Genomic DNA, 22677 nt, shown 5'->3' with positions numbered 1-22677 from the left:
TCGTTGAACGCGGCGGTGAAGCGGATCGGGTCGAGGATCGGGGTGAATCCCGACACCCTGCGGGGATGGGTCAAGCAGGCCGACATCGACGCGGGGAAGCGGCCCGGGATGACCAGTGATGACGCGAAACGTATCCGGGACCTGGAGCAGGAGTATCGGGAACTCAAACGCGCCAACGAGATCTTGTTGGCGGCCTCGAGTTTCTTCGCGCGGGAGCTCGACCCGCGTTTGCCGTGGTAGTCGCGTTCGTCGATGAGTACCGGGCCCGGTTCGGGGTCGAGCCGATCTGCCGCGTGCTGAGTGGGCATGGTGTGCCGATCGCCCCGTCGGGCTATTACGCCCACAAACGGCGTCCGCCCTCGGCCAGGGCATTGTCGGATGCGTATGTGTGGGAACAGATCGGAGCAATGATCAGAACCTGTGGATGGTCTTCGGCGGGGTGACGTGAAGGAGCGCACCTCCCCGAGGATGATCTGAAGTCCGAGTAGCTCTGATCAGGACCGGCGTTGACGCGCTGGTTCGGGAAGGTACGCCCATGCTTACGGTAGTCCACGACGAGAACGAGTCCAACGAGCACGCCCCGGCCGCGGTGGGTGGGTCGATGCTGGACGAGTTGGCCCGGGAGGGTGCCCGGCGGATGCTGGCTGCGGCGTTGCAGGCTGAGGTCGCCGCCTACATCGAGCAGTGCGCCGACGAGCTCGACGCCGACGGCCGGCGGCTGGTGGTCCGCAACGGCTACCACCAGCCGCGGGAGGTGGCCACCGCCGCGGGTGCGGTACCGGTCCGGGCGCCGCGGGTCAACGACAAGCGCGTCGATGAGGCCACGGGTGAGCGGCGGCGGTTCTCGTCGGCGATCCTGCCGGCTTGGGCGCGGAAGTCGCCGCAGGTGGCCGACGTGCTGCCCTTGTTGTACCTGCACGGGTTGTCCAGCGGGGACTTCGTGGCCGCCCTGGAGCAGTTCTGCGGGTCGGCGGCGGGGTTGTCGGCGGCGACGATCACCCGGCTCACCCGGCAGTGGCAAGACGAGGCCCGAGCGTTCCACGACCGGTCGCTGGCGGGGGTCGATTATGTGTACCTGTGGGTGGACGGCATCCACCTGAAGGTGCGGCTGGAGGCCGACAAGGTGTGCCTGCTGGTGATGATCGGGGTCCGTGCCGATGGCACCAAGGAACTCGTCGCGCTCGCCGACGGGTACCGCGAGTCGGCTGAGTCGTGGGCCGACCTGCTGCGGGACTGCAAGCGCCGCGGCATGCAGGCCCCGGTCCTGGCGGTCGGGGACGGCGCGCTGGGCTACTGGAAGGCGCTCCATGACGTGTTCCCCCAGACACGGGAGCAGCGGTGTTGGTTCCACAAGCTCGGCAACGTGCTGGCCGCCCTGCCGAAGTCGGCCCACCCCGCCGCGAAGAAGGCGCTCGCCGAGATCTATGCCGCCGAGGATGTCGACCATGCCCGGGCCGCCGCCAAGGCGTTCGCCGCCGAGTACGGCGTCAAGTGGCCCAAAGCCGCCGCGAAGATCACCGACGACCTCGACGTGCTGCTCGCGTTCTTCGAGTTCCCCGCCGAGCACTGGGTCCACCTGCGGACGACCAATCCGATCGAGTCGACGTTCGCGACCCTCCGGCTCCGACAGCGGGTCACCAAGGGACCCGGGTCCCGGGCGGCGGGGATCGCGATGGCGTTCAAGCTGCTCGAGTCGGCCCAGGCCCGCTGGCGAGCGGTGAACGCTCCCCATCTGGTCGCCCTCGTCCGCGCCGGCGCCCGCTTCAAGAAGGGCAAACTCGTCGAACGACCCGCCGAATCAGCAACCGACGAGCAAGCCGCCTGACACGCCCATCCACAGGTCTTGACGATTCCTCAACAGATCGAGGCCATCCAAGCCGACCCGAAGAAGGGGCGTGGTGTGGCTGGTTATCGCAAGATGTGGCATCTGCTCAAGCGCGACGGCGTGCACGCGCCGCGCTGCCAAGTCGCTCGGCTGATGCGCGCGCACGGCATGAAAGGGCTTGTCCGGGGCAAGCAGTTCGTCACCACTAGGCCGGACCCGTCCGCGCCGTGCCCCGACGATCATGTGCGGCGGGACTTCACCGCGTCCCGGCCCGACGAGTTGTGGATCGTCGACTTCACCTATGTGCCGACCTGGGCGGGCATGGCGTTCACCGCGTTCGTCATGCTCCTCCCGCGGAGCGATGACCACCGCGCTCAGGAACGCGGGAACACGGCCTCCAGCTCGTCCAGCCAGGGCTGCAGGTCCCAGCCCTGGCCCGCCACCCAGTCCCGGTCGAAGTAGGAGTGCCCGTACCGCTCGCCGGAGTCGCACAGCAGGGTGACGATCGAGCCGGTCTCGCCGCGGGCCAGCATGTCCTGCACGATCCGGGCCACCGCGATGAGGTTCGTCCCCGTGGACGCCCCGACCCGGCGTCCGAGGCGCTCGGAGAGGAAGTGGGCACCGGCGACCGAGGCGGCGTCCGGGACCCGGATCATCCGGTCGACGATGGCCGGGATGAAGGACGGCTCGACCTGGGGGCGTCCGATGCCCTCGATGCGGCTGGAGCCCTCGACCCGACAGCCCGGGTCGCGGTCGGCCCACCCGTCAAAGAACGCCGAGTTCTCGACGTCGGCCACGCACAGCCGGGTGGCGAGGCGGCGGTACCGGAAGTAGCGGCCCAGGGTCGCGCTGGTGCCGCCCGTGCCGGCCGCCACGACCAGCCACGCGGGCACCGGGTGCGGCTCGTCGGCCATCTGCCGCAGGATCGACTCGGCGATGTTGTTGTGGCCGCGCCAGTCGGTGGCGCGCTCGGCGTAGGTGAACTGGTCCAGGAAGTGCCTGCCGAGCTCGGATGCCAACCGTTGCGACGCGGCGCACATCTCGTCGGCGGTGTCGACGAAGTGGCAGGTCCCGCCCTGGGCCTCGATGAGGCGGATCTTCTCCACGCTCGTGCTGCGCGGCATGACCGCGATGAAGGGCAGCCCCAGCACGCGGGCGAAGTGCGCCTCCGACACCGCGGTCGACCCCGAGGACGCCTCCACGACCGGCATGCCCGGCGCCAGCCAGCCATTGACGAGGGCATACATGAACAGCGAGCGCGCCAGTCGGTGCTTGAGGCTGCCCGTCAGGTGGGTGGACTCGTCCTTGAGGTAGAGGTCGATGCCCCAGCGCTCGGGCAGCGGGATGCGCACCAGGTGGGTGTCGGCCGAACGCTGGGCGTCGGCGTCCAGACGCCGGATGCTCTCGACCAGCCACGCGCGCAGGGCGGGGTCGTGGCGGTCGAGGTCCTCGAGGTCGTCCAGGTGCGGGGTCCGGGCTGCCATGACAGGCAGCCTAGGCCCCGCTCAGCCGATGCGGACGACCGCGGTCTGCCAGGCAGGGACGACCAGGCGCGGGCCGACGGGGGTGTCGGTGAGGAGCTCGTGCCCGGCGACCTCGACCTCGGCCTCGCCGTCGGAGTGGTTGATCGCGATCACGTGGTCGCCGCGGCGGACCAGCTCGAGCGCCCCCGTCCACGGGGCCACCGGGCCGATGCCGGCCTCGGACAGCACCTGCGCGAGCAACGACCGCTGGGTGTCGGCGGCGAGGTCGGCCGAGACGTACCAGGCCCGGCCGACCCCGGCGGGGCGCACCGTGACGGCCGGCTTGCCGTCGAGCAGTCCGCCCGGGCTGGACGCGTAGGCCAGGACGACCGTCGTCGCGTCGTCGACCACGGTGAGGTCCTCCGCCCAGCTGCTGACGGTCGACCCGTCGGACAGCGTGACGGACTGCCCCGGCCGCAGCGGCACGAACTCCTCCGACCGGACGCCCACGAGGTCGCGGAACGCCCCGGGGTAGCCGCCCAGGCGGACGCGGTCGTCCTCGTCGACGATCCCCGAGAACGACGTCACCACCACGTTCGCGCCGCGCTCGGCGGCGTCCGCGATGGCTGTCGCCGTGGCGTCGGTGACGAGGTACAGCCCGGGCACCACGACGAGGTCGTACCGGCCGAGGTCGGCGTCCGGCCCGACGACGTCCACGCCCACGTTCGACCGCCACAGGGGCTCGTACCAGGCCAGCACGGCGTCGCGGTAGCGCCAGTCCTGCCGCGGGTGCGCATCCTGCTCGGACGCCCACCAGCTCTGGTAGTCGAACAGGACGGCCACCCGGTTGTCGGAGCGCTGGCCCAGCAGGGGCGTGAGCCCGGCCAGCCGGGCGCCCTCCTGGCACACCTCGCGGAACACCCGCGAGTCCGGGCCCGCGTGGGGGACCATCGCCGAGTGGAACTTCTCCGCCCCGGCCGCGGACGCCCGCCACTGGAAGTACGAGATGGAGTCGGCCCCGCGCGCCACGGCGGCGAGGCTGTTGCGCCACAGCTGGCCGGGCACCTTCGGGGTGTTGACCCGGCCCCAGTTCACCGCCGACGTGGACTGCTCCATCAGCATCCAGGGCTCCCCGCGCGCGCACCCGCGGGTGAGGTCGGCGGAGAAGGCGAGGACGACCTCGGGCTCGTCGGACGACTCGTCGAGGTAGTGGTCGTTGCTGACCAGGTCCTGCTCGGGGCCCCAGCGCCAGTAGTCCATCCACTTCGTGTTGGGTCCGACCATGAAGTTAGTGGTGACCGGGACACCCGGGGTCACCTCCCGCAGGACCTCCCGCTCGGCGACGTACTGGGCGAGCAGTTCGTCGCTGCTGAAGCGCGCGAAGTCGAGCGCCTGCGTGGGGTTGCCGAACGTCGGGGCCAGGCGCGGCGGCTCGACCTGGTCGAACGAGGCGTAGCGCTGCGACCAGAAGTCGGTGCCCCACGCCCGGTTGAGCTCGTCGACCGTGCCGTACCGCTGGGTGAGCCAGCGGCGGAACTCGTTCGCGGAGGTGGGGCAGAAGCAGTGCGCGTTGTGGCACCCGTACTCGTTGCTGACGTGCCAGGCGGCGAGCGCGGGGTGGTCGCGGTAGTGCTCGGCGATGCGCCGGGCCAGGCGCGTGGCGTACCCCATGAACACGCGCGACGAGGGGCACCACGACTGGCGGGCGCCGAACTCCAGCACGCTCCCGGCCGCGTCGACGGGGAGCACCTCCGGGTGGGCGCGGACCAGCCACGGCGGCGGGGAGGCCGTCCCCGTCGCGAGGCAGACCGCGATGCCGTGGGCGTGGAGCAGGTCCATCAGCTCGTCGTACGGGGAGAAGTCGAACCGGCCGTTCTCCGGCTCGACCCGCGCCCACATGAAGATGCCCAGCGACACGATGGTCACCCCGGCCTTCTGCATCAGGGCCACGTCCTCCTGCCAGACCTCGCGGTCCCACTGGTCGGGGTTGTAGTCGGCGCCGTATCCGAACCGCGGGTGGCCGCCCGGCCACTTCACCCAGGACGTCATCGTGTCTGTGTCTCTCCTTCGTGGGTCCGGCGGCCGGGCCTCAGGCCGGGCCGACCGAGTTGAGGATGTCGTCGATCGTCGCGCGCCCCTCGACGTCCTGGGTGCCCACCAGGGTGACCACGACGGAGGGGGTTTCGCCGCCGGCGTCCACGACCACGACCGTCAGTTCGTCGACCGACTCGTGCAGTCCCACCGTGCCGGTGACCATCCACCCGTCGAGGCCGCCGACGCTGACCGGGGTGGAGGTCTGCGACAGCGGGTGCGGGATCGCCGCGTCGAGGAGGGCGATCGACCACACGTAGTGGGCGGCCTCCTCCAGGCTCGTGGTGGGCAGGGGCGAGACGCCGAGGGTGACCGACATCGTCTGGTCGACCGAGGTGGCGGCCTGCGCGCAGGTCAGCCAGGTGAGGCCGTCGACGAGGGTCCAGTCGTCGGGCAGCGCCAGCGTCAGCTGGCCGTCGGTCAGCGACGCGGCGTCGGACGCCGGCTCGGGACAGACGTCGTCCACCGCCGGCGGGGTCTCGGGAATGGTGGGGTAGGGCTCCGGCTTCTGCACGGGGGGCGACTCGGGTGCGGCCGTGACCGGCGGGAGCTGGGGGAGGGGCGACTGCGTCGTCGGCGACGCGGGCACGGTCATGGGCGTCGAGGGCCGGGGCGAGGGGGCGACCGGCGGGACGCCCGTCCCCGACGTGGTCTCGCGGGTGCCGAGCAGCCCGGCGCTGAGGCCGAACCCGACGGCCACCACCAGCCCGGCGACCAGCACGAGGGCCACCCAGGGCCACACGCCGCGGCGCCTGCCACCCGCCGGGGGAACGCTCCCGGCACCGCCGTGGACGTTCTCCGTCCACCGGGTGCCGTCCCACCAACGGAGGCGCTCGGGCGTCCCGTCGGGGTCGGCGTACCAGCCGGGTTGGGGCATCGGGCTCACTACTTCCTGCTCACGTTGGCACCATCGTAGGTCGGCACGGCAATCCGAGGGGCGGACGGATTATGAGTCCTCGTCACCAGTCGGGCTAGCCTGTGCGCCATGGGTCAGATCATCTCCGCGGCGAACGCCGTCATGATGATGCCCATGTGCTGTCGGCGAATGTGCGCCTGACAGCACGGATCCGGTCGCTCCCCGGGAGGGTCGAGCGAACCTGTCCGGTGAACCCTGCAGCCTTCGCTCGCGGTTCCGTGCTGTCGGCCTGTGTTCCAGCCAGCCCACGAAGACGAAATGAGAGAAGAGCCGTGTTCCGCCGTGTGACCACCACCGTTGCCACCCTCCTCGCCGCCGGCCTCGTGCTGAGCGGCTGCGGCGCCACCCAGAGCGGGACGTCGGGCGCGGCCGCCGACACCTCCCAGCCCCTGCGCATCATCGCCGACGTCACCCCCCACGCCGTCCTGCTCGAGGAGGCCGAGAAGCAGGGCCTGCTCGGCGACGTGAAGATCGACGTCACCGAGATCTCGGGCGACATCGACCCCAACCAGCTCGTCAACGCCGGCGACCTCGACGCCAACTTCTTCCAGCACGTGCCCTACCTCAACGACTGGAACAGCAAGCACGAGGGCGCCGACCTGGTCGCGCTCGCGCCGGTCCACGTCGAGCCGCTCGGCCTCTACTCCGAGAAGGTCACCCTCGACACCGTGCCGGATGGCGCCGTCATCGCCATCCCGGCCGACGCCACCAACCAGGCCCGCGCCCTGTTCCTGATCGCCGACGCGGGCCTGATCACCCTCGACGTGAAGGCCGACGACGAGGGCCTCGACTACAGCCAGATCACCCCCGAGACCAACGTCACGGGCAACCCCAAGAACATCTCCTGGCTCAAGATCGACCGCCCGCAGCTCGCCGCCACGCTGAAGGACCCCCAGGTCACCCTCTCGATCATCAACGGCAACTACGCCCTCGAGGCCGGGCTCACCCCGGCGTCCGACGCCCTGAAGCTGGAGTCGGCCGACAACAACCCCTACGCCAACGTGCTGGTGGTCAAGGAGGCCCTCAAGGACGACCCGCGCGTGGTGAAGGTCAACGAGGCGCTGACCAGCCCCGAGCTGCAGAAGTTCATCGAGGACACCTTCAAGGGCTCCGTCCTCCCCGCCAAGTGATCGGCTGAACCACTCGTGATCGAGGTCACCTCACTGACGAAGGTCTACGGCACCGGTGACGGCGCCGTGACTGCGGTCGACGACGTCTCGCTGAGCGTCCCGGCCGGCCAGGTCTTCGGGATCCTGGGCCGGTCGGGCGCCGGCAAGACGACCCTCATGCGCTGTCTGACGGCGCTCGAGCGCCCCACGTCGGGGAGCGTGACCATCGGCGAGCTCAACCTCACCGAGCTGACGGCGTCCGGGCTGCGCAAGGCCCGCCACCGGATGGGCATGATCTTCCAGCACTTCAACCTGCTGGGCAGCCGGACCGCCGCCGACAACATCGCCTTCCCCCTCGAGGTGCAGGGCGTGCCCGCCGCCGAGCGGCGCAAGCGGGTCGCCGAACTCATCGAGCTCGTCGGCCTGCAGGGGCGCGAGCACGCGTTCCCGTCGCAGCTGTCGGGCGGGCAGAAGCAGCGCGTCGGCATCGCCCGCGCGCTCGCGGCCCACCCCGACGTGCTGTTCTGCGACGAGGCCACCTCGGCGCTCGACCCGGCCACCACCGAGCAGATCCTCGACCTGCTCAAGGAGATCAACCGGAAGACCGGGGTCACGATCGTGCTGATCACGCACGAGTCCGAGGTCGTGCGCCGCATCTGCGACGCGGCCGCGCTGATGGCGTCCGGTCGCGTCGTCGAGCAGGGGCCGCTGCTGGAGCTGCTGGCCGACCCCGACTCCCAGCTGGCCGACATCCTCCTGCCGGTCGGCGACGCCTCGCTCGACCCCGACCACACCTCGGTCGTGCTCGGGTTCGCGCACGGCGGCACCACCGAGCCGGTCATCTCGGGGCTCACCCGCCGGTTCGGGCTCGACGTGTCGATCCTGGGCGGCGCGGTCGAGACCGTGGCCGGGCAGAAGGTCGGACGCCTGCGGGTCGCGTTCTCGCACCCCGACGGCTCCTACGACAAGGATGCCGTGGCCGCCTACCTCGCCGAGCATGAAGTGAGCGTGCACCTGTGACCCAGAAGACGTGGATCGAAGCCCTGCCCGAACTGCTCGGTGCGCTGGGGGAGACCGCCTGGATGGTCGGCTGGTCCTTCCTCATCGTGGTGCTGCTCGGCACGGCCGTGGGGGTGCTGCTGCGCCTGTGGGCGTCCGACGGCCTGGTGCCCTCGCGGGGGCTCTACGCCGTGGTGGGCGCCGTGGTGAACATCGCCCGCTCGCTGCCGTTCCTGATCCTGATGATCGCGCTCATCGGGTTCACCCGCTGGCTGGTCGGCACCGCCTACGGGCCGACGCCGGCCATCGTGCCGCTGGCCGTCGGCGCCATCCCCTTCTACGCCCGCGTGGTCGAGGCCGCGCTCCGCGAGGTCGCGCCGGGCAAGATCGAGGCCGCGCAGGTGATGGGCGCCACCACGTGGGACATCGTCCGCAAGGTGCTGCTGCCCGAGTCGCTGCCCGGGCTGGTCGCGGGCGCGACACTCACCCTGGTCACGCTGATCGGCTACTCGACGATGGCCGGCGTCATCGGCGGCGGTGGCGTGGGTGACTTCGCCATCCGGTACGGGTACCAGCGCTTCAACGAGCCCGTGCTGCTCATGTCGGTGGTCGTGCTGATCATCATCGTCCAGCTCGTGCAGTCGATCGGCGACTGGCTCGTCTCCCGTATGGCCCACCGGCGCGGCTGACGCCGCACCTCGCTCCGGCTGCCGGTAGGGTTGCCCCGCGGTCGGGGGCGTTAGCTCAGCCGGTCAGAGCAGGGGACTCATAATCCCTGGGTCGCGGGTTCGAGCCCCGCACGCCCCACCATCCGACGTGTATTGCCTCGGTTGAAGCTTGACGTTCGAGCTTCGGCTGAGGCTCTACTCGTTTTCGGGTGATGCCTGTCGGCTGTTCCGGTTGATGTCTGACACTGCCTTCGGTGTGACCCGGCAGACGGTCATGACCGAGTTCAGGGTCGGCTGAGGAACTCCACGGCCAACTGGAACAGCATCCCGTCGGCGCGCGAGCGCGGGTTCAGGCCGGTCAGGGCCTGGAGCCGGTCGAGCCGGCCCCCAAGGGTGTTCTTGTGCATGAAGAGCGCGTCGGCCGCCTGCTGGAGCGCCCCGTCGTGGGCGTAGTACACGCGCAGCACCTCGACCCAGCGGGGGAGTGCGGTCTCGGGGACACCACGGAACACCCGGGCCAGGAACGCCTGTCGGGCCTCCGGGGTCACCTCGCCGAGGACCAGCTCGAGGGCGATCTCGCCGTACCAGAGCACGGGCTCGCCCCGGCGTCCGGCGGCCTGCAGCGCCTTCTCGGCCTGGGCGAAGCCGTGGCTGACGTCGTGCGTCTCGTCCGCGACCCCGCTCACGAGGATGACCCCCAGGGCGCGCCCCAGCTCCTGGTGAGGGCGCGCAGGTGCTCGGCGACGGCGTCCGCGGGGGTCCCGGCGTCACCCTGATCATGGGTATGGTGTCGATCATCTTCATCTGGATCCTGTCGCTGATCCTCTGAGGCCAGGGAGTCCCCGCATGCGCAAGGTCGTCCTCATCCCCGACTCCTTCAAGGGGACCATGTCCTCGTCCGAGATCTGCTCGATCATGGCCGCGGCGATCGGCCGGCACGTCCCGGACGCCGGGGTGGTCCAGCTGCCCGTGGCCGATGGGGGCGAGGGGAGCGTGGACGCGTTCCTCGCCGCCGTCGGAGGGGAGCGGGTCACGACCACGGTCACGGGCCCATTCGCCGGTGAGCCGGTCGAGGCGTTCTACGGCCGGCTCCCCGACGGCACCGCCGTCATCGAGATGGCAGCCGCCGCCGGATTGCCGCTCGTCGACGGCCGCCAGGCGCCCGACCGCACCACCACCCACGGCGTCGGCGGGCTCATGCTCGCCGCCGCCCGGGCGGGGGCCCGGCACCTCATCGTCGGTGCCGGGGGCAGCGCCACCAACGACCTCGGGATGGGTGCGGCCGCAGCCCTCGGCGCCCGGTTCGTGGACGCCGAGGGCGAGGCCTTCGTGCCCACCGGCGGGACGATCAACAAGATCGCGCGGATCGACGCGAGCGGCCTCGATCCGGCCGTCGCCGCCTGCCGGGTGACGGTCATGTGCGACATCGACAACCCCTTGCACGGCGAGCGGGGGGCCGCCCACGTGTTCGGTCCGCAGAAGGGGGCCACGCCCGAGCTGGTGGCCGAGCTCGACCGGCAGCTGGTCCTCGGCGCCCAACTGATCGAGCGCGACCTGGGGGTGTCGATCGCCGACGTCCCCGGGGCCGGCGCGGCAGGGGGGCTGGCCGGGGGGCTCATGGCCTTCGTCGGGGCCGAACTCCGGCAGGGGATCGACGTGGTCCTCGACGCGGTCGACTTCGAGGCGGTCCTCGACGGGGTCGACCTCGTCTTCACCGGCGAGGGGAAGATCGATTCCCAGTCCCTGTCGGGCAAGGTCGTGGTCGGGGTCGGGCGGCGGGCCGCGCCGCTGGGCGTCCCGGTCGTGGCGGTGGTGGGGGACATCGCCGACGGCTTCGAACCGGTCTACGACGAGGGCGTCACCGCCGTGTTCAGCATCAACAACCTGGCCATCGACTTCCCCCGCGCCAAGCTCCGCGCGCGCCAGGACCTCGCGCTCACCATGGACTCGATCCTCCGGTTCTCGCGGGCCCTCGGCCGGGTCGCACCCCCGACGGCCGAGCCGGGCTAGGCTGGCGCGCGGTCGGAGCAGCCCACCCCGAAGGAGCGCCATGCGACACCACGAGTTCTCGGTCGTCTACACCGACCGCGCCCTGCATCACGCCGCCCCCGAGTTCATGGCCGCGCTCAGCGACACCGTCGACATCCTGCGGTCCGCCTACTCCGCGCCCCACGCCACCGTTGTGCCGGGCACCGGGACCGCCGGCATGGAGTCCGTCGCCCGCCAGTTCGCCACCGGACGCCGGGTGCTGATCCTCCAGAACGGCTTGTTCTCCTACCGGTGGCGGCAGATCCTGGACGCCTCAGGTGCGGCCGCCGAGTACCGGGTGCTGTGCGCCCGGCAGGGCGACGACCGCGGCTGGTCGCCGGCCCCGCTGGACGAGGTGCTCGCCGAGATCGAGGCCTTCGCGCCCGACGTCGTGTGCGCCGCCCAGGTCGAGACATCGGCCGGCATCCTCCTGCCGCCGGAGTACATCGCCGCCGTGGGTGCCGCCACCCGTGCAGCCGGCGGGCTGTTCGTGCTGGACGCCATCGCCGCCGGCTGCCTGTGGACAGACCTCGGCGCCACCGACGTCGACGTCCTGATCAGCGCGCCCCAGAAGACCTGGGGCGGCAGCCCCTGCGGTGCGTTCGTCGTGATGTCCGACCGCGCCCGCGCCCGGCTTGCCCCGTCGACCACCTTCAGCGGGGACCTGTCCGCGTGGCTGCGGGTGAGCGAGAACGCCGAGCAGGGCGTGGCCGACTACCACGCGACCATGCCGACCGACACCATCGCCAGGAACGTCGCGGTGATGCAGGAGGTCCGCGCCGAAGGCTTCACCCGCTGCACCGACCTGCAGGGGGAGCTCGGCCGCAAGGCCCGGGCCGCGCTGGAGCAGCGAGGCTTCGCCTCGGTCGCCGCGGACGGGGCCCAGGCGCCCAGCGTGGTCGTCTCTTACGCCGAGGCCCCCGACATGGTCGCGCGTCTCGACGCCGCCGGCATCCGCGTCTCCGCCGGAGTGCCGCTGCACTGCGGTGAGGGCGCCGACTTCCGCACCTTCCGCATCGGGCTGTTCGGCCTCACCAAGCTGCACGACATCGGCGGCACCGTCGCCGACCTGTCGGCTGCACTGGACGCCGCTGCCGCTGGGTGACCCCCGGGCCCCTTGATCTCGGGATGACAAGCCGAAACGATGGAGCGCATGGCAGACGAGCAACGACGCAGGGTCCTGATCACCGGCGCGACGGGCGGGATCGGGCGCCTCCTTGAGGAACGCCTGGCCGGCGACTACGACGTAGTCCCCCACGGGCGGACACCGAAGAAGCCCGAGCACGAGCAGACGCTGCGGCGAGCCGACTTGGAGGACTATGGCGAGGTCCTGGCGCTCATGGACGGCATCGACACCGTGGTGCACCTGGCCGGGGCGGCGTCCCCGGAGTCGACGTGGGACGACGTGCTTGGACCCAACATCATCGGCCTGCGCAACGTGCTGGAGGCCTGCCGGGAGGCCGGCGTCCGCCGCGTGGTGTACGCCTCGTCGAACCACGCCATGGGCATGTACGACCGTCATGAGGACTGGCCGGTCTACCCGCACCACCTGCCGCGCCCCGACTCTCTCTACGGGGTGAGCAAGGTGTTCGGCGAGACGCTGGGCCGGTTCTACCACGAGGAGCACGGGCTGGAGTTCATCGCGCTGCGCATCGGCTGGGTCACCCCCGACCCGACCGAGACCGACGAGGACATCCTCCACGCGATGTGGCTCAGCGAGGACGACACCGAGCGCGTCTTCCGCCGGGCCATCGAGGCCGACTGCCCCTTTGGGCTCTTCTACGCGATCTCCGACAACCCCAACCGCCGGTGGAGCATGACGAACACCATGCTCGACCTCGGCTACCGGCCCCAGGACGACTGGACCCAGCTGCCCGGCGCCGACGAGGAGGTCGTCGAGGGCGGCGCCGCGGTGCGCGACACCTGGCATGAGGGTTCGTGATGGGGGTCCCGGACGCCGTGCGCTCGCTCCTGTCCCGCTACCGGGCCACCGGCGCCGACCTGCCCTTCGGCGACCCGACCCGCGCCCACGGGGTCGACATGGAGGGCTACTTCTGGCGGTTCACCGACGTCGGCTCCGGACGTGTCCTGATCGCGCTCATCGGCGTCAACCGTTCCCCGCGCGGGCCGTGGGCCACCATCGGGGTGGCGACCTCGCCGGGGGACGGCGTCCCGGCACGCCTCGTCACGCACGCCCTCGACGGTGCCTGGGCCGACCCGGACGCCGTGGGCGCGCGCTCCGACGACGCCTTCGTCGGTGACGACCGCCGCCTGCGCGTGGACGTGCCAGGCGCCCACCTCGACCTGGTCATCTCCGAACCCTGGCGGTGGCCGCACCGGGCCTTCGGGGGGTCCAGCGTCTTCCAGACGGTGCCCGGCCTGAACCAGTACTGGCACCCGTGGCTCCTGGGCGGGACGGCGTCCGGGTCGGTAGAAGTGGACGGCGACCGCTGGCAGCTCACCGGTGCCCAGGTCTACGGGGAGAAGAACTGGGGGAGGGGCGGGTTCCCCGAGAGCTGGTGGTGGGGCCAGGCCCAGGGGTTCGCGGACGCCGACGCCTGCGTCGCCTTCGCCGGCGGCGAGGTGTACGCCGGGCCGCTCCGGACGGAGGTCACCGGGCTCGTCGTGCGCCTGCCCGGCGGGCGCGTCGTGCGCCTCGGCAACCCCGGCACCTCTCCGGTACGGGCGCGGGTGGCCGACGACACGTGGACCCTGCGCGGCCGCGGCGGGGGCTGGTTCATCGAGGTGGACGCCCACGCGCCCCTCGCGCAGGCCCACGTCCTCCCCGTCCCGTTGCCCGCCGAGCACCGGAACACGCCCGGGGCCCTCGAACACCTCTCCGGCGAGCTCGCCGTGACCGTGCGTCGGCACGGTTCGCTGGTGTGGCAGGGGAGCAGCCGGCTGGCCGGCCTGGAGCACGGCGGGCTGGCCCGCACCGAGGCCGAGCTCGCCCGCCGCCGAGGGGAGCCCGCACCCCGTCCGTGACGCCCTGACCCCGTAGGGTGCAGCCATGGCGATCGAGATGGGGGCGGACGAGTTCGAGGGCTACGTCAACGAGGCGCTCGACTCGATCCCCGACGAGCTGATCGACCTGCTCGACAACTGCATCATCGTCATCGCCGACGACGCCCCGCCCGAGGACCCGGAGCTGCTCGGCCTCTACGAGGGCATCCCCCTCACCGAGCGCGGGGTCAGCTACGGGGGCGTGCTGCCCGACACGATCTCGATCTTCCGCAATCCGACCCTGGCGATCTGCGACACGGTCGAGGACGTCATCGACGAGGTGCACATCACCGTCGTGCACGAGATCGCGCACTTCTTCGGCATCGACGACGACCGACTGCACGAACTCGGTTACGCCTGACCCGTAACCTTCCGCGGTGGTGCTGCGTCCGACAAGGTGGGGCACACCCCCCCCGGAGGACAGGAGGCACCCCATGAAGCTCGTCCGTACGTTGCTCACCGCCCTGACCGGCCGGCTGGCCTCGGGAGGACGGCACCCCACCGCAGACCAGATCCGCGCAGAGCTCAGCGGCGCCGACGCGGCCATCGCACCGCTCACCGGGCGGTCGACGAAGCCCCTGTTCCGCTACCCGTTCGGCGACCGGAACACCACGACGACGACGGTGGTCAACGCCGCACCGGCTACGTGCCGTTCCGCTGGACCGTCGACAGCCTCGGGTGGCAGGGCACCTCCGGCGGACGCTCGGCCGCCTACGTGTGCCAGCGCGTGCTGGACACGGTGCAGCCGGGCCAGGTCGTGCTCCTGCACGTGGGGGCCCACCCGACCGACGGCTCGACGCTGGACGCCGACGCGCTGTCCTGCATCATCGACGGCACCCGCGCCCGGGGCTACGGATTCTTCACCCTGGACGCGTTCGCCCGGTGACCCGTCAGGTCAGGACGACCGGCACCCGCGCGTAGCCCCCGACCGGGGCGACCTCGCGCTCGGCCTGCTCGCCCGGCGCCCAGTCGATCCACTCGGTGGCCGCGAGGGCCTCCTGCACCGCGACGCGCAGCTCGAGCGTCGCCAGCGGACGCCCCGGGCACACGTGCGGACCGATGCCGTAGACGAGGTTGTGCTCGGCGTTCGCCGCGGGGTCGAACGCGTCGGGGTCGGAGAACACCGCGGCGTCCCGGTTGGCCGAGGTCCAGTGCAACTTCACGTGGGCGCCCTCGGGGATGTCGACGCCGGCCACGTGCACCGGACAGGTCGTCTTCCGCCGGTTGCTGAGGAACGGGTCGTCGATGCGCAGCACCTCGTCGATCGCGGCGTCCAGCTCGGCGTTGCCCACCCCCGCCCGCAGCCGACGCTGCACGTCGGGGTTGTCGGCCAGGAACGCGAACAGGACGCCGACGCACAACGCGATCGAGCCCAGGTCGCCGCCGGTCCAGTTGCGCAGGATCGACACGATCTCCTCGTCGGTGAACGGCCGGCCCTCGACGGTGTCGCGCATGAGCTGGGTCGTGAGGTCATCGGGGGCGGCGTCCAGGTCGGTGCGCCGGGGGTCGGTGATCGAACGGATGATCGCGTCGAAGTCGGACGCCACCACTGCGGTCCGCGACCGGTCGCCCGAGCGGGTGGCGGCGTGGTTGTCGGCCATCCACGCGAGCAGGTGCGGCTCGTGGTCGGCGGGCCAGCCCAGCCACGCGCTCTGCGCGCGGACCGCGAACATGGCGCCGACATCGTGCACGGCCTCCACCGTCCCGCCGCGCGGGAGCGAGGCGAACAGGTCACGCGCGATCCCGCGGAACACCGGCTCGAACGGGGCCAGCGCCTCGTCGGTGAAGTAGCGGTCGAGGGTCGCGCGGGCCGCGCGGTGGGCGTCCCCGTCGAGGCCGTTGGGCACCTGCAGGTGCTGGGAGACCGCGTTGCTGAACCGCTCGGCGTCCGAGGCGGCCTCGACGACGTCGGCGTGGCGCAGCAGCACCCACTCGCCGCGGGCGTTGCGCACGACGCGGTGGTCGGGTCGCAGTTCGTCGGTGTACGCGCGCAGGTCGCGGCCGGACGGGTCCAGTTCGTCGGGGATGTGGTCGCTCATGCGTCTATCCTGCCGTCAGGAGGCCGCCGACATGAGGAAGGCGAGCAAATACGTGCGGGTGCTGCCGTCGTCGATCGCCTCGTCCGAGACCTCCCGCGCGGTGGCCAGGGCCTCGGCCCGGTCCTCCTCGCCGGCCAGCGCCGCGTACATGAGGAGGTAGTCGCCGTACTGCTGGTCGAACCCGCGCGTGGCGGTCGCCTCGGCCACGTTGGCGCGGATGCGCTCGGGGTCGCCCGCGAGGTGGTCCGACGACGGGCTGGCCGGGATGATGAGGATCCCCAGCGCGGCCGCCGGCTCGGCGGAGAACCACGTCGCGTAGTCCCGCTTGCCGCCGAAGTTCAGCGGCAGGATCGTATGCGACAGGCCCTCGTACACCGGGTCGGCCCGGTCGAAGTCCGTCCAGTAGGCGCGGGCGGCCTGCGCCTCGAGCGCGTGCATCCAGCGGGCGTGGTCGGCCAGGGGGGCGTTGCCGCGCGCCCGGGCCCACAGGGTGAGGCCGGCCCACGCGTTGACCGCCTCCGAGCTCGACTCCTGGTTGTTGCCGTCGGCGAACGGGCTGGTGCCCGACGCCCACGAGTGCGACGCGTAGACGTCGAACGTCCGGCGCTCGGGGTAGAGGTCGGACGCCGGCGACGCGGCGATGTCGGCGGCCAGCAGGTCCATCACGGGCGCCCACCGCTCGGCGAGCTCCGGGTCCTCGGCGGCCAGCACGCCACCGGCGTAGAGGAAGTATCCGTAATGGAAGTGGTGGTCGTTGAACTCGTCCGAACCGAACGAGGGCGTCCGGCCCACGATGCCGCGGTTGGTGGTGTCGTAGGTGAAGCAGAACGCGTCCCCCGTGGCGCAGCCGTCAGGGTCCATCCACCGGTCGAGCGTGCTGACGAGCCGCTCGCGCAGCACCTGCTCCTGCTCGGTGGCGCCCAGTTGGCGCGCGATGTGCCACAGCTGCGCGTCGCGGTAGAGCGCCTTGCCGCCGAAGTAGGTGTCCGCGGGGTAGGGCTGGGCGGACGCCACGTCGGCGGCCAGCTGGGTGGCCAGCTCCTCGCGCTCCGCGTCCGCCAGACCCGACAGGTCGAGCCCGGTGCGCGCCTCGTACAGGGGCGCAGACCATTCCAGTTCGGTGCCCTCGCACAGCGCCAGCGTGCCGAAGATGCTGGGGTAGGTGCCCAGCTCGCAGTCGGACGCCCCGCCCGCGGCGTGGTGCGGCAGGGCGGCGATTGCGGTGGGGCGTCCGCCCTCGGTGGCGTAGACGAGCCGGGTGCGCGCCTGGTCCTCGACGGACCAGTGCGCGGAGGTCCCCTCGAGGGGGACGGCGAGCTCGGCCAGCCGGGCGGCGTCGCCGCCGGCCGGCAGCACGAACCAGGTCGCGCGACCGCCGGCGGGGACGGTCACGTCGTCGCCGGAGACCTCCAGGCCCTCGCCGACCAGGGCGTACTCGTCGTTGCCCAACTTGGTGCGCCACACGTCGCCCTCGGAGCGCCAGCCGGCGCCGGCCGCGGACAGGGTGGTCTCCTCGCCGGCGGTGAACCACACGTAGGGGGAGCCCTGCGCGATCGTGACCGCGCCTCCCGAGACGGTGTCGGTGACCGTCACCGACGCCTCGTCGTACGCGCTGACCTGCCAGCTGGGGCTTTGGGGCAGGACCAGGTCGAGGGCGGGGTCGTTGCTGCCCATGATCGTCTGCCCGGTGGTCACGACCACGGGGACGCCGAAGCCGAACCCGTCCTCGGCCAGGGAGAACACGTAGGGCAAGGGGAAGACCGGCTGCGGGGTGTCGCCGAAGGCGAGGCCGGAGAACCAGCGGTTCGTCGGGGGCAGAAGGCCCTCGGCGAGCCGGGTCGTCTTCAGGTCGAGCCCATCGCGCTGCGGCAGCGCCCGGGTGGCCTCGGCGACGGCGTCCGGCGCGAGGACGGGGGAGCCGGAGGCCCCGCCCGGACGGGGTGCCGACGGAGAGGTGGGCGCCTGATCGGGCCCGGCCGTGCAGCCGGCCAGCGCGAGTGCGGCGACGGTGAGCGCGGCGGCGAGTCGCGGGGCCCTCATCGCAGACCCACCTTCACCAGGAACTGCAGCAAGGCGTCGGTCGGGCCGGCCAGGATGCCGTCGTCGCGCAGCGACATCACGGCCTGGACGGGGGAACCGGACCGGGTGAGGGCCTCGTGGCGGGGGTCGGTCAGCCCCTCGGACTCGACACGCACCTGGGTGATCGCGCGGCCGTCCTGGGTGGTGACGGTGACGTCGGCGACCGATCCCTGCACCTGCGCGTTGTTGGCGAGGTTGATCGTCACGGGCGCGCCCGGCTCGACACGGCCGTAGTCGACGGCCTCCAGATCGAAGCGGGCCAGCACCGACTTGGGGTCGGTCGCGGAGATGGTGGCCAGGGACGCGCCGGGCATGAGGTAGGAGCCGAGGACGCCGCTGACCTGGGTGACCTGCCCGTCGATGACGGCGAGGTAGGTGATCGCACCGGTGGTGGTGTCCACCTGGTAGGCGGCGGTGGACTGCGGCTCGACGCCCTGCTGGCGCTCGCGGTTCACCTCCGGGCTGATGACGGTGAAGAGGGGGTCGCCGACCGCGACGGTGTCACCGGCGCGCACGAACTGCTCGGTGAGGACGCCGCCGTAGCCGGAGCCGACCTGGGCGGTGGGTGCGCTGACGGTGGCCTCGAAGCTGGCGACGCGGGCCTGGCGGTGGTTGAACAGCAGGGTCAGGCCGGCGACGAGCACCAGCACGGCGAGGATGCCGCCCAGTAGGCGGAAGCGGTTGGACCAGGTCATCGGGAAACCTCCGAGAGGGGATTGGGGGTGTCGCCGGGGGTGATCGCCCGGCGGTGGATCGGCTGGGGACGCGGGCCGGTCTCGTCCGGTGCCGGGGAGCCGTCCTGCTGGGCTGCGCGCCCGGCGAGGAGGGAGTCGACGTCGTCGCGGGCGCGCTCAATGGCGCTGCGGTCCAGCACCTCGACCTGCTCCTCGATCGGCTCTGGGGGCAGGGGCAGCGGGTCGGGGGAGGGCGGCATGGTGGCGCGGCGTCCGCGCAACCCGGCCTGCTCGCCGAAGGCGACCGCCATGAAGGCGGACAGCGCGATCAGGTTGATGCCGTTCCAGACGGTGGCGATGTTGAGGTACCCCAGCGTCATGTCGCGGTAGATCGACACGGCGGTGGTGCCGAGCAGGAACACCCACACCAGCACCTGCGGGATCATGAAGTTGAACGGGGACGACGAGCGCCCGGTGGCGCCGGTGACGCTCCACTTGGTGTCGGCGCCGACGAAGGCGTTGCGCAGGGCCCGCAGGTAGATCGGGAACGAGCACTGGGCCAGCATCATCACCTCCCAGCGGAAGGTGCCCATCGTCAGGGCGGCCAGCAGCACCTGCAGGACGTAGAAGCCGGCGTAGAAGCCGAACCACTCCAGCGGCCCGACGGTCAGGTTCACCGGGCGGAGGTCGAAGAAGATCTCCAGCGCGGGCACGAACAGCAGCAGGCCCGGCGCGATGCCGGTCAGGTAGTGGCTCGCGGTGACGAAGTACATCAGCCGCTGGTCGAGCGTGAGGCGCCGGCGCGGGCTGAGCGGGAAATGGGTGAACAGGATCTCGAAGCCACCGGTGGCCCACCGCTGCTGCTGCTTGGTGTAGGCCTCGATGGTCTCGGGAGCATCGCCGACGGCGAGGGTGGCGGGGATGTAGACGCTGCGCCAGCCGCGCTCGTGCAGGGTCAGTGACGTCCACACGTCCTCGGACTTGGAGTCGACGTAGAGGCCGCCGATGTCGAGCACGGCGCTGCGCCGGTAGAGCACGTTCGTGCCGACGCTGAAGGCCGCGTTGAAGCTGTTCCGGCCCGGCTGGATGAACCGGTAGAACATGGTCTGCATGTAGCCGGCGCCGCGGGAGATGATGTTGTGCATGTTCCCGTACGTTTGCGGGGTCTGCACCAACGCGACGTTGGGGTCGGCCATGAACGGCAGGGTCTCCTCGAGGAACTCCGGGCGGGGCACGAAGTCGGCGTCCAGGATGACGAAGTAGGGGGCCTTGGCGACCGTGAGCGCGTTGTTGACGTTGCCCGCCTTGGCCCCGTGGTTGGTGAGCCGGCGGACGTAGTGGCAGCCCAGCTCGGCGGCGAGGTCGCGGACGGCGTCGGAGCGGCCGTCGTCGAGGATCCACGTGCCGTGGGCGCCTCGGATCGCGAGCGCCGCGGTGGCGGTGCGCCGAATCACGTCGAGCGGCTCGCCGTAGACGGTGATGAGGACGTCGACGTCGGCCGGCTCGTCGGCCAGGTGCAGGGGCCACTCGGTGGCGTCGTCGGTGTCGGCGAGTTCGGCGTTGGCGTCCGCGTCGTAGAGGCGGTCTTTCGCGGCGTGGAAGGCGAAGTTGCGGGGGTCGGACGCCGACAGCATCGTCCACATCGCCATCAGGGCGTGGAAGATGAGGATCGCCTCGGCGGCGACGACGAGCAGCCACGGCAACAGGTCGCCGCGGTTCCCGGGATTCAGCAGGAACCAGCCGTAGGCGAGGATGCCGATCAGCGCGAGCAGCGAGACGACCACCATGACGGGCGAGTAGGCCGCACGGGTCGCCCAGCGGCGGGTGTTCGGCCGGTGGTCGTCGACCGGGGCCAGGTCGTTGTGGTCGGGAAGGTGGGTGGGTACAGCTGGACGGAATCTCATGGTGGAAGCTCTCGAGTCAGGTGGTTCGGGAGCTTCGTTGCTACCGCGCGGTCGGGGGTGTGCGGGCGAGTTGGTACTTCAGACTAATACCACTGTAACCCCGAAAGGCCGTGACGCGAAATTCGTCGCGTCAACCTTTTCCTGCGCTGCCCCCGGCTCAGCCCAGCAGGCGGCGGATCTGCGCCCCCACGCCGCCCTCGGCGTTCGACCCGATCACGGCGAAGCGCTCCAGCAACGCGGGGTGCCCGTTGGCCATCACGAATGGCATCCCCGCGTACTCCAGCATGGCGAGGTCGTTGGGCATGTCGCCGAACGCCGCCACCTCGGCCGGGGTGATGCCGCGCTCGTGGGCCAGGCGGGCGATCGTCACCGCCTTGGAGACCCCCGGTGCGCTCACCTCGAGCAGGGCCTTGCGGCCGCGGGCCACCGAGTGCGTCACCTCGGCGCGCCCCGCCAGCACCGCGGACGCCCGCGCCACCAGCTCGTCGGGGTCGGCGTCCTCGTGGGCGGCCAGGAACTTGACCACCTCGCGGGAGCCCGCCAGCACCTCCGCCCACACGCCCTGGACCGTGACCGCGGCCTCGTCCTCGGGCGAGCGCGAGGAGTCGGGCACGTGGCCGGTCCAGCCGGGTTCGCTGCGGAAGGTCCGCCCCTCCTCGAGCGCGAACAGCAGCCCGGGCACCGCGGCGCGCAGGTCCTGGGCGAGGTCGGCGATCAACTCGGGGGCGAGCGGGTGGCTCGTGACGACCCGGTCGGCGTGAAGGTCGTACACGGCGGCGCCGTTGCTGGCCACCACCAGGGGGTCGGCGTCAGCGATGGGGTCGAGGCAGCCCAGCCAGCGCAGAGGGCGACCGGTGGCCACCACGATGACGACCCCGGACGCCGCGGCCTCCAGCACGGCGTCGGCGTCGGCGTCGCTGATGCGCCCGGACGGGTCGAGGAGCGTGCCGTCGAGGTCGGTGGCGATGAGGCGGACCGCGGTCACAGGCGCGGGTCCGGTGTGGGGGAGGAGGCCGACGCGCTCGGGCCCGGGCTCTCCGCGGGGGACGCCGGCGACGGGGAGGCCGAGTCGGGGGGGGGAGACGCCGAATCCGGCGAGGGCGACCCTGACTGCGGGGACGGTGAGGCAGAGTCGGGGGAGGCCGACCCCCCGCCCGAGCCGGAGGCCGACGTCGGAACCGGCGGCGGGGGCGACTGCGGCGGGGTGGCCTGGAAGATCAGGATCGCGATCAGCACCGCGAGCGCCATCAGCAGCATCATGATCAGCCACGACACCAGGATCGAGAGCCAGCCCGCCCGGTCGTGGCGGCCGGGCCAGGGCAGCGGCCACTGGCGTGCGAGGCCGGGGCGGACCTTGTCGACCCACGGCAGTTCGTAGTCCGGGCCCGAGGGCGTCCCCTTCGGCGGGAGCCAGCTCAGGTCGACCTCGGCGAGGACGCGCTCGGCCTCGGTGGTGGCGGCCGTGGTCCCGTCCCAGGCCAGCGCCACCCAGGACGCCTCCGGCGTCGCGTCGGGCGGCTGCGGCGTGTCCGCGGCGGCGACGTACTTGTGCCCGAGGCGTCCGCCCTGCTGGCCGCGCCCACCGCGCGCGAGGACGGTGTCGATGTGCATCCGGTCGACGGTGCCGGCGAACCGGTCCACGGCCGCGGCGTCGGCGGTCGCCCCCTCGCTCAGCATGAGCACCATCACGTGGTCACCGGCCTCGGAGTGGGCCGTGTAGGCGACACCCGAGGGCGTGGCTGCGAGGCGTGCGTCGAGCCACCAGTCGCCCACGCGGGGCGGGTCCACCCCGAGGAGGGGGTGCAGCAGCGGCTCGGTCATCGTCGCCCATTGTGCCTGATCGCTCGGCTGCACCCGCCGAGGGGCGCTGGGGGTGACC

Annotated in this window: 22 protein-coding genes, 1 tRNA gene and 1 other annotated feature; of the genes, 13 read left to right on the top strand and 10 right to left on the bottom strand. The window is 71.8% G+C overall.

The window, feature by feature from the left end:
• The 3 genes from H5397_RS03315 to H5397_RS19045 form a co-directional block, all read left to right on the top strand.
• Positions 1 to 240 (top strand): transposase (locus H5397_RS03315; protein ID WP_220491951.1); only part of this gene is annotated, 240 nt, incomplete at its 5' end.
• Positions 199 to 326 (top strand) — a sequence feature (AL1L pseudoknot). (Overlaps the previous gene by 42 nt.)
• 209 nt (positions 327 to 535) lie before the next feature.
• Complete coding sequence (locus H5397_RS03310; RefSeq protein ID WP_182814893.1) at positions 536 to 1825, top strand: IS256 family transposase; 1290 nt, start codon at positions 536 to 538, stop codon at positions 1823 to 1825.
• 18 nt (positions 1826 to 1843) lie between these two features.
• A complete protein-coding gene (locus tag H5397_RS19045; protein WP_182814892.1) occupies positions 1844 to 2287 on the top strand; it encodes an IS3 family transposase in 444 nt (147 codons plus the stop codon).
• Here the strand turns inward: H5397_RS19045 and H5397_RS03300 are convergent.
• From H5397_RS03300 to H5397_RS03290, 3 genes are read right to left on the bottom strand one after another with little or no spacing between them, the layout of a single operon-like run.
• Positions 2200 to 3309 carry a PLP-dependent cysteine synthase family protein gene (locus H5397_RS03300; RefSeq protein WP_182814891.1) on the bottom strand — a complete coding sequence of 370 codons (1110 nt, stop codon included), beginning with the start codon at positions 3307 to 3309 and terminating at the stop codon, positions 2200 to 2202. The genes H5397_RS19045 and H5397_RS03300 overlap by 88 nt on opposite strands.
• Before the next feature lie 21 nt (positions 3310 to 3330).
• Positions 3331 to 5337, bottom strand: a complete 2007-nt coding sequence (locus H5397_RS03295; protein ID WP_182814890.1) for a beta-galactosidase — start codon at positions 5335 to 5337, stop codon at positions 3331 to 3333.
• 40 nt (positions 5338 to 5377) lie between these two features.
• Complete coding sequence (locus H5397_RS03290) at positions 5378 to 6256, bottom strand: DUF2510 domain-containing protein (protein WP_255438593.1); 879 nt, start codon at positions 6254 to 6256, stop codon at positions 5378 to 5380.
• Positions 6257 to 6567: 311 nt separating this feature from the next.
• On the opposite strand from H5397_RS03290, the gene H5397_RS03285 reads away from it, so the two are divergent.
• The 4 genes from H5397_RS03285 to H5397_RS03270 all read left to right on the top strand — a co-directional run bounded on the left by H5397_RS03285 (position 6568) and on the right by H5397_RS03270 (position 9213).
• On the top strand, positions 6568 to 7425 hold the full coding sequence (locus tag H5397_RS03285; RefSeq protein ID WP_309224263.1) for a MetQ/NlpA family ABC transporter substrate-binding protein: 858 nt from the start codon (positions 6568 to 6570) through the stop codon (positions 7423 to 7425).
• Between the two features lie 15 nt (positions 7426 to 7440).
• The gene (locus H5397_RS03280; RefSeq protein WP_182814888.1) at positions 7441 to 8424 is read left to right on the top strand and encodes a methionine ABC transporter ATP-binding protein; all 984 of its coding nucleotides are present in this window, start codon (positions 7441 to 7443) and stop codon (positions 8422 to 8424) included.
• On the top strand, positions 8421 to 9092 hold the full coding sequence (locus tag H5397_RS03275) for a methionine ABC transporter permease (RefSeq protein ID WP_182814887.1): 672 nt from the start codon (positions 8421 to 8423) through the stop codon (positions 9090 to 9092). Before H5397_RS03280 ends, H5397_RS03275 begins: the two co-directional genes overlap by 4 nt.
• Before the next feature lie 44 nt (positions 9093 to 9136).
• A tRNA-Ile gene (locus tag H5397_RS03270) sits at positions 9137 to 9213 on the top strand.
• A gap of 142 nt (positions 9214 to 9355) precedes the next feature.
• On the opposite strand, the gene H5397_RS18735 is transcribed toward H5397_RS03270, so the two are convergent.
• A complete protein-coding gene (locus H5397_RS18735) occupies positions 9356 to 9757 on the bottom strand; it encodes a CdaR family transcriptional regulator (RefSeq protein WP_182814886.1) in 402 nt (133 codons plus the stop codon).
• 160 nt (positions 9758 to 9917) lie between these two features.
• Between H5397_RS18735 and H5397_RS03260 the strand changes: the two genes are divergently transcribed.
• The 6 genes from H5397_RS03260 (at position 9918) to H5397_RS03235 (ending at position 14988) form a co-directional block, all read left to right on the top strand.
• Positions 9918 to 11081 carry a glycerate kinase gene (locus tag H5397_RS03260; RefSeq protein ID WP_182814885.1) on the top strand — a complete coding sequence of 388 codons (1164 nt, stop codon included), beginning with the start codon at positions 9918 to 9920 and terminating at the stop codon, positions 11079 to 11081.
• Positions 11082 to 11121: 40 nt separating this feature from the next.
• Entirely contained in the window at positions 11122 to 12204 is a 1083-nt protein-coding gene (locus H5397_RS03255) for an aminotransferase class V-fold PLP-dependent enzyme (RefSeq protein WP_182814884.1), read from the top strand.
• 48 nt (positions 12205 to 12252) lie between these two features.
• On the top strand, positions 12253 to 13041 hold the full coding sequence (locus H5397_RS03250; protein WP_182814883.1) for an NAD(P)-dependent oxidoreductase: 789 nt from the start codon (positions 12253 to 12255) through the stop codon (positions 13039 to 13041).
• Positions 13041 to 14084 (top strand): tocopherol cyclase family protein, encoded by a 1044-nt coding sequence (locus H5397_RS03245; protein WP_182814882.1) that lies wholly within the window; start codon positions 13041 to 13043, stop codon positions 14082 to 14084. Before H5397_RS03250 ends, H5397_RS03245 begins: the two co-directional genes overlap by 1 nt.
• Before the next feature lie 25 nt (positions 14085 to 14109).
• Positions 14110 to 14463, top strand: a complete 354-nt coding sequence (locus tag H5397_RS03240; protein WP_182814881.1) for a metallopeptidase family protein — start codon at positions 14110 to 14112, stop codon at positions 14461 to 14463.
• Positions 14464 to 14748: 285 nt separating this feature from the next.
• Positions 14749 to 14988 carry a hypothetical protein gene (locus tag H5397_RS03235; RefSeq protein ID WP_220491950.1) on the top strand — a complete coding sequence of 80 codons (240 nt, stop codon included), beginning with the start codon at positions 14749 to 14751 and terminating at the stop codon, positions 14986 to 14988.
• Positions 14989 to 14992: 4 nt separating this feature from the next.
• On the opposite strand, the gene H5397_RS03230 is transcribed toward H5397_RS03235, so the two are convergent.
• The 6 genes from H5397_RS03230 to H5397_RS03205 form a co-directional block, all read right to left on the bottom strand.
• The gene (locus H5397_RS03230; RefSeq protein WP_131169907.1) at positions 14993 to 16141 is read right to left on the bottom strand and encodes a cytochrome P450; all 1149 of its coding nucleotides are present in this window, start codon (positions 16139 to 16141) and stop codon (positions 14993 to 14995) included.
• A gap of 15 nt (positions 16142 to 16156) precedes the next feature.
• Entirely contained in the window at positions 16157 to 18181 is a 2025-nt protein-coding gene (locus tag H5397_RS03225) for a glycosyl hydrolase (RefSeq protein WP_182814880.1), read from the bottom strand.
• Entirely contained in the window at positions 18178 to 18915 is a 738-nt protein-coding gene (locus H5397_RS03220) for an HlyD family secretion protein (protein WP_182814879.1), read from the bottom strand. Before H5397_RS03220 ends, H5397_RS03225 begins: the two co-directional genes overlap by 4 nt.
• Positions 18912 to 20798: a glycosyltransferase family 2 protein gene (locus tag H5397_RS03215; protein ID WP_182814878.1), complete on the bottom strand. Its 1887-nt coding sequence runs from the start codon at positions 20796 to 20798 to the stop codon at positions 18912 to 18914. Before H5397_RS03215 ends, H5397_RS03220 begins: the two co-directional genes overlap by 4 nt.
• 157 nt (positions 20799 to 20955) lie before the next feature.
• Complete coding sequence (locus H5397_RS03210) at positions 20956 to 21783, bottom strand: HAD-IIB family hydrolase (protein WP_182814877.1); 828 nt, start codon at positions 21781 to 21783, stop codon at positions 20956 to 20958.
• On the bottom strand, positions 21780 to 22619 hold the full coding sequence (locus tag H5397_RS03205; RefSeq protein WP_182814876.1) for a hypothetical protein: 840 nt from the start codon (positions 22617 to 22619) through the stop codon (positions 21780 to 21782). The genes H5397_RS03210 and H5397_RS03205 overlap by 4 nt, the downstream gene beginning before the upstream one ends.
• Positions 22620 to 22677: the final 58 nt, after the last annotated feature.

Source organism: Propioniciclava sp. MC1683 (genome assembly GCF_014164675.1).
Taxonomy (GTDB): domain Bacteria; phylum Actinomycetota; class Actinomycetes; order Propionibacteriales; family Propionibacteriaceae; genus Propioniciclava.
Note: the sequence above shows the minus strand (reverse complement) of the source record. Positions and strands in the feature narration are given on the sequence as shown.

What these genes read in the sequence shown, in the direction of transcription:
- H5397_RS03225 (WP_182814880.1), bottom strand. Translation starts at nt 18,181, where the DNA reads ATGAGGGCCCCGCGACTCGCCGCCGCGCTCACCGTCGCCGCACTCGCG.
- H5397_RS03295 (WP_182814890.1), bottom strand. Translation starts at nt 5,337, where the DNA reads ATGACGTCCTGGGTGAAGTGGCCGGGCGGCCACCCGCGGTTCGGATAC.
- H5397_RS03255 (WP_182814884.1), top strand. Translation starts at nt 11,122, where the DNA reads ATGCGACACCACGAGTTCTCGGTCGTCTACACCGACCGCGCCCTGCAT.
- H5397_RS03250 (WP_182814883.1), top strand. Translation starts at nt 12,253, where the DNA reads ATGGCAGACGAGCAACGACGCAGGGTCCTGATCACCGGCGCGACGGGC.
- H5397_RS03310 (WP_182814893.1), top strand. Translation starts at nt 536, where the DNA reads ATGCTTACGGTAGTCCACGACGAGAACGAGTCCAACGAGCACGCCCCG.
- H5397_RS03240 (WP_182814881.1), top strand. Translation starts at nt 14,110, where the DNA reads ATGGCGATCGAGATGGGGGCGGACGAGTTCGAGGGCTACGTCAACGAG.
- H5397_RS03230 (WP_131169907.1), bottom strand. Translation starts at nt 16,141, where the DNA reads ATGAGCGACCACATCCCCGACGAACTGGACCCGTCCGGCCGCGACCTG.
- H5397_RS03215 (WP_182814878.1), bottom strand. Translation starts at nt 20,798, where the DNA reads ATGAGATTCCGTCCAGCTGTACCCACCCACCTTCCCGACCACAACGAC.
- H5397_RS03245 (WP_182814882.1), top strand. Translation starts at nt 13,041, where the DNA reads ATGGGGGTCCCGGACGCCGTGCGCTCGCTCCTGTCCCGCTACCGGGCC.
- H5397_RS03260 (WP_182814885.1), top strand. Translation starts at nt 9,918, where the DNA reads ATGCGCAAGGTCGTCCTCATCCCCGACTCCTTCAAGGGGACCATGTCC.
- H5397_RS03205 (WP_182814876.1), bottom strand. Translation starts at nt 22,619, where the DNA reads ATGACCGAGCCGCTGCTGCACCCCCTCCTCGGGGTGGACCCGCCCCGC.
- H5397_RS03290 (WP_255438593.1), bottom strand. Translation starts at nt 6,256, where the DNA reads ATGCCCCAACCCGGCTGGTACGCCGACCCCGACGGGACGCCCGAGCGC.
- H5397_RS03220 (WP_182814879.1), bottom strand. Translation starts at nt 18,915, where the DNA reads ATGACCTGGTCCAACCGCTTCCGCCTACTGGGCGGCATCCTCGCCGTG.
- H5397_RS03300 (WP_182814891.1), bottom strand. Translation starts at nt 3,309, where the DNA reads ATGGCAGCCCGGACCCCGCACCTGGACGACCTCGAGGACCTCGACCGC.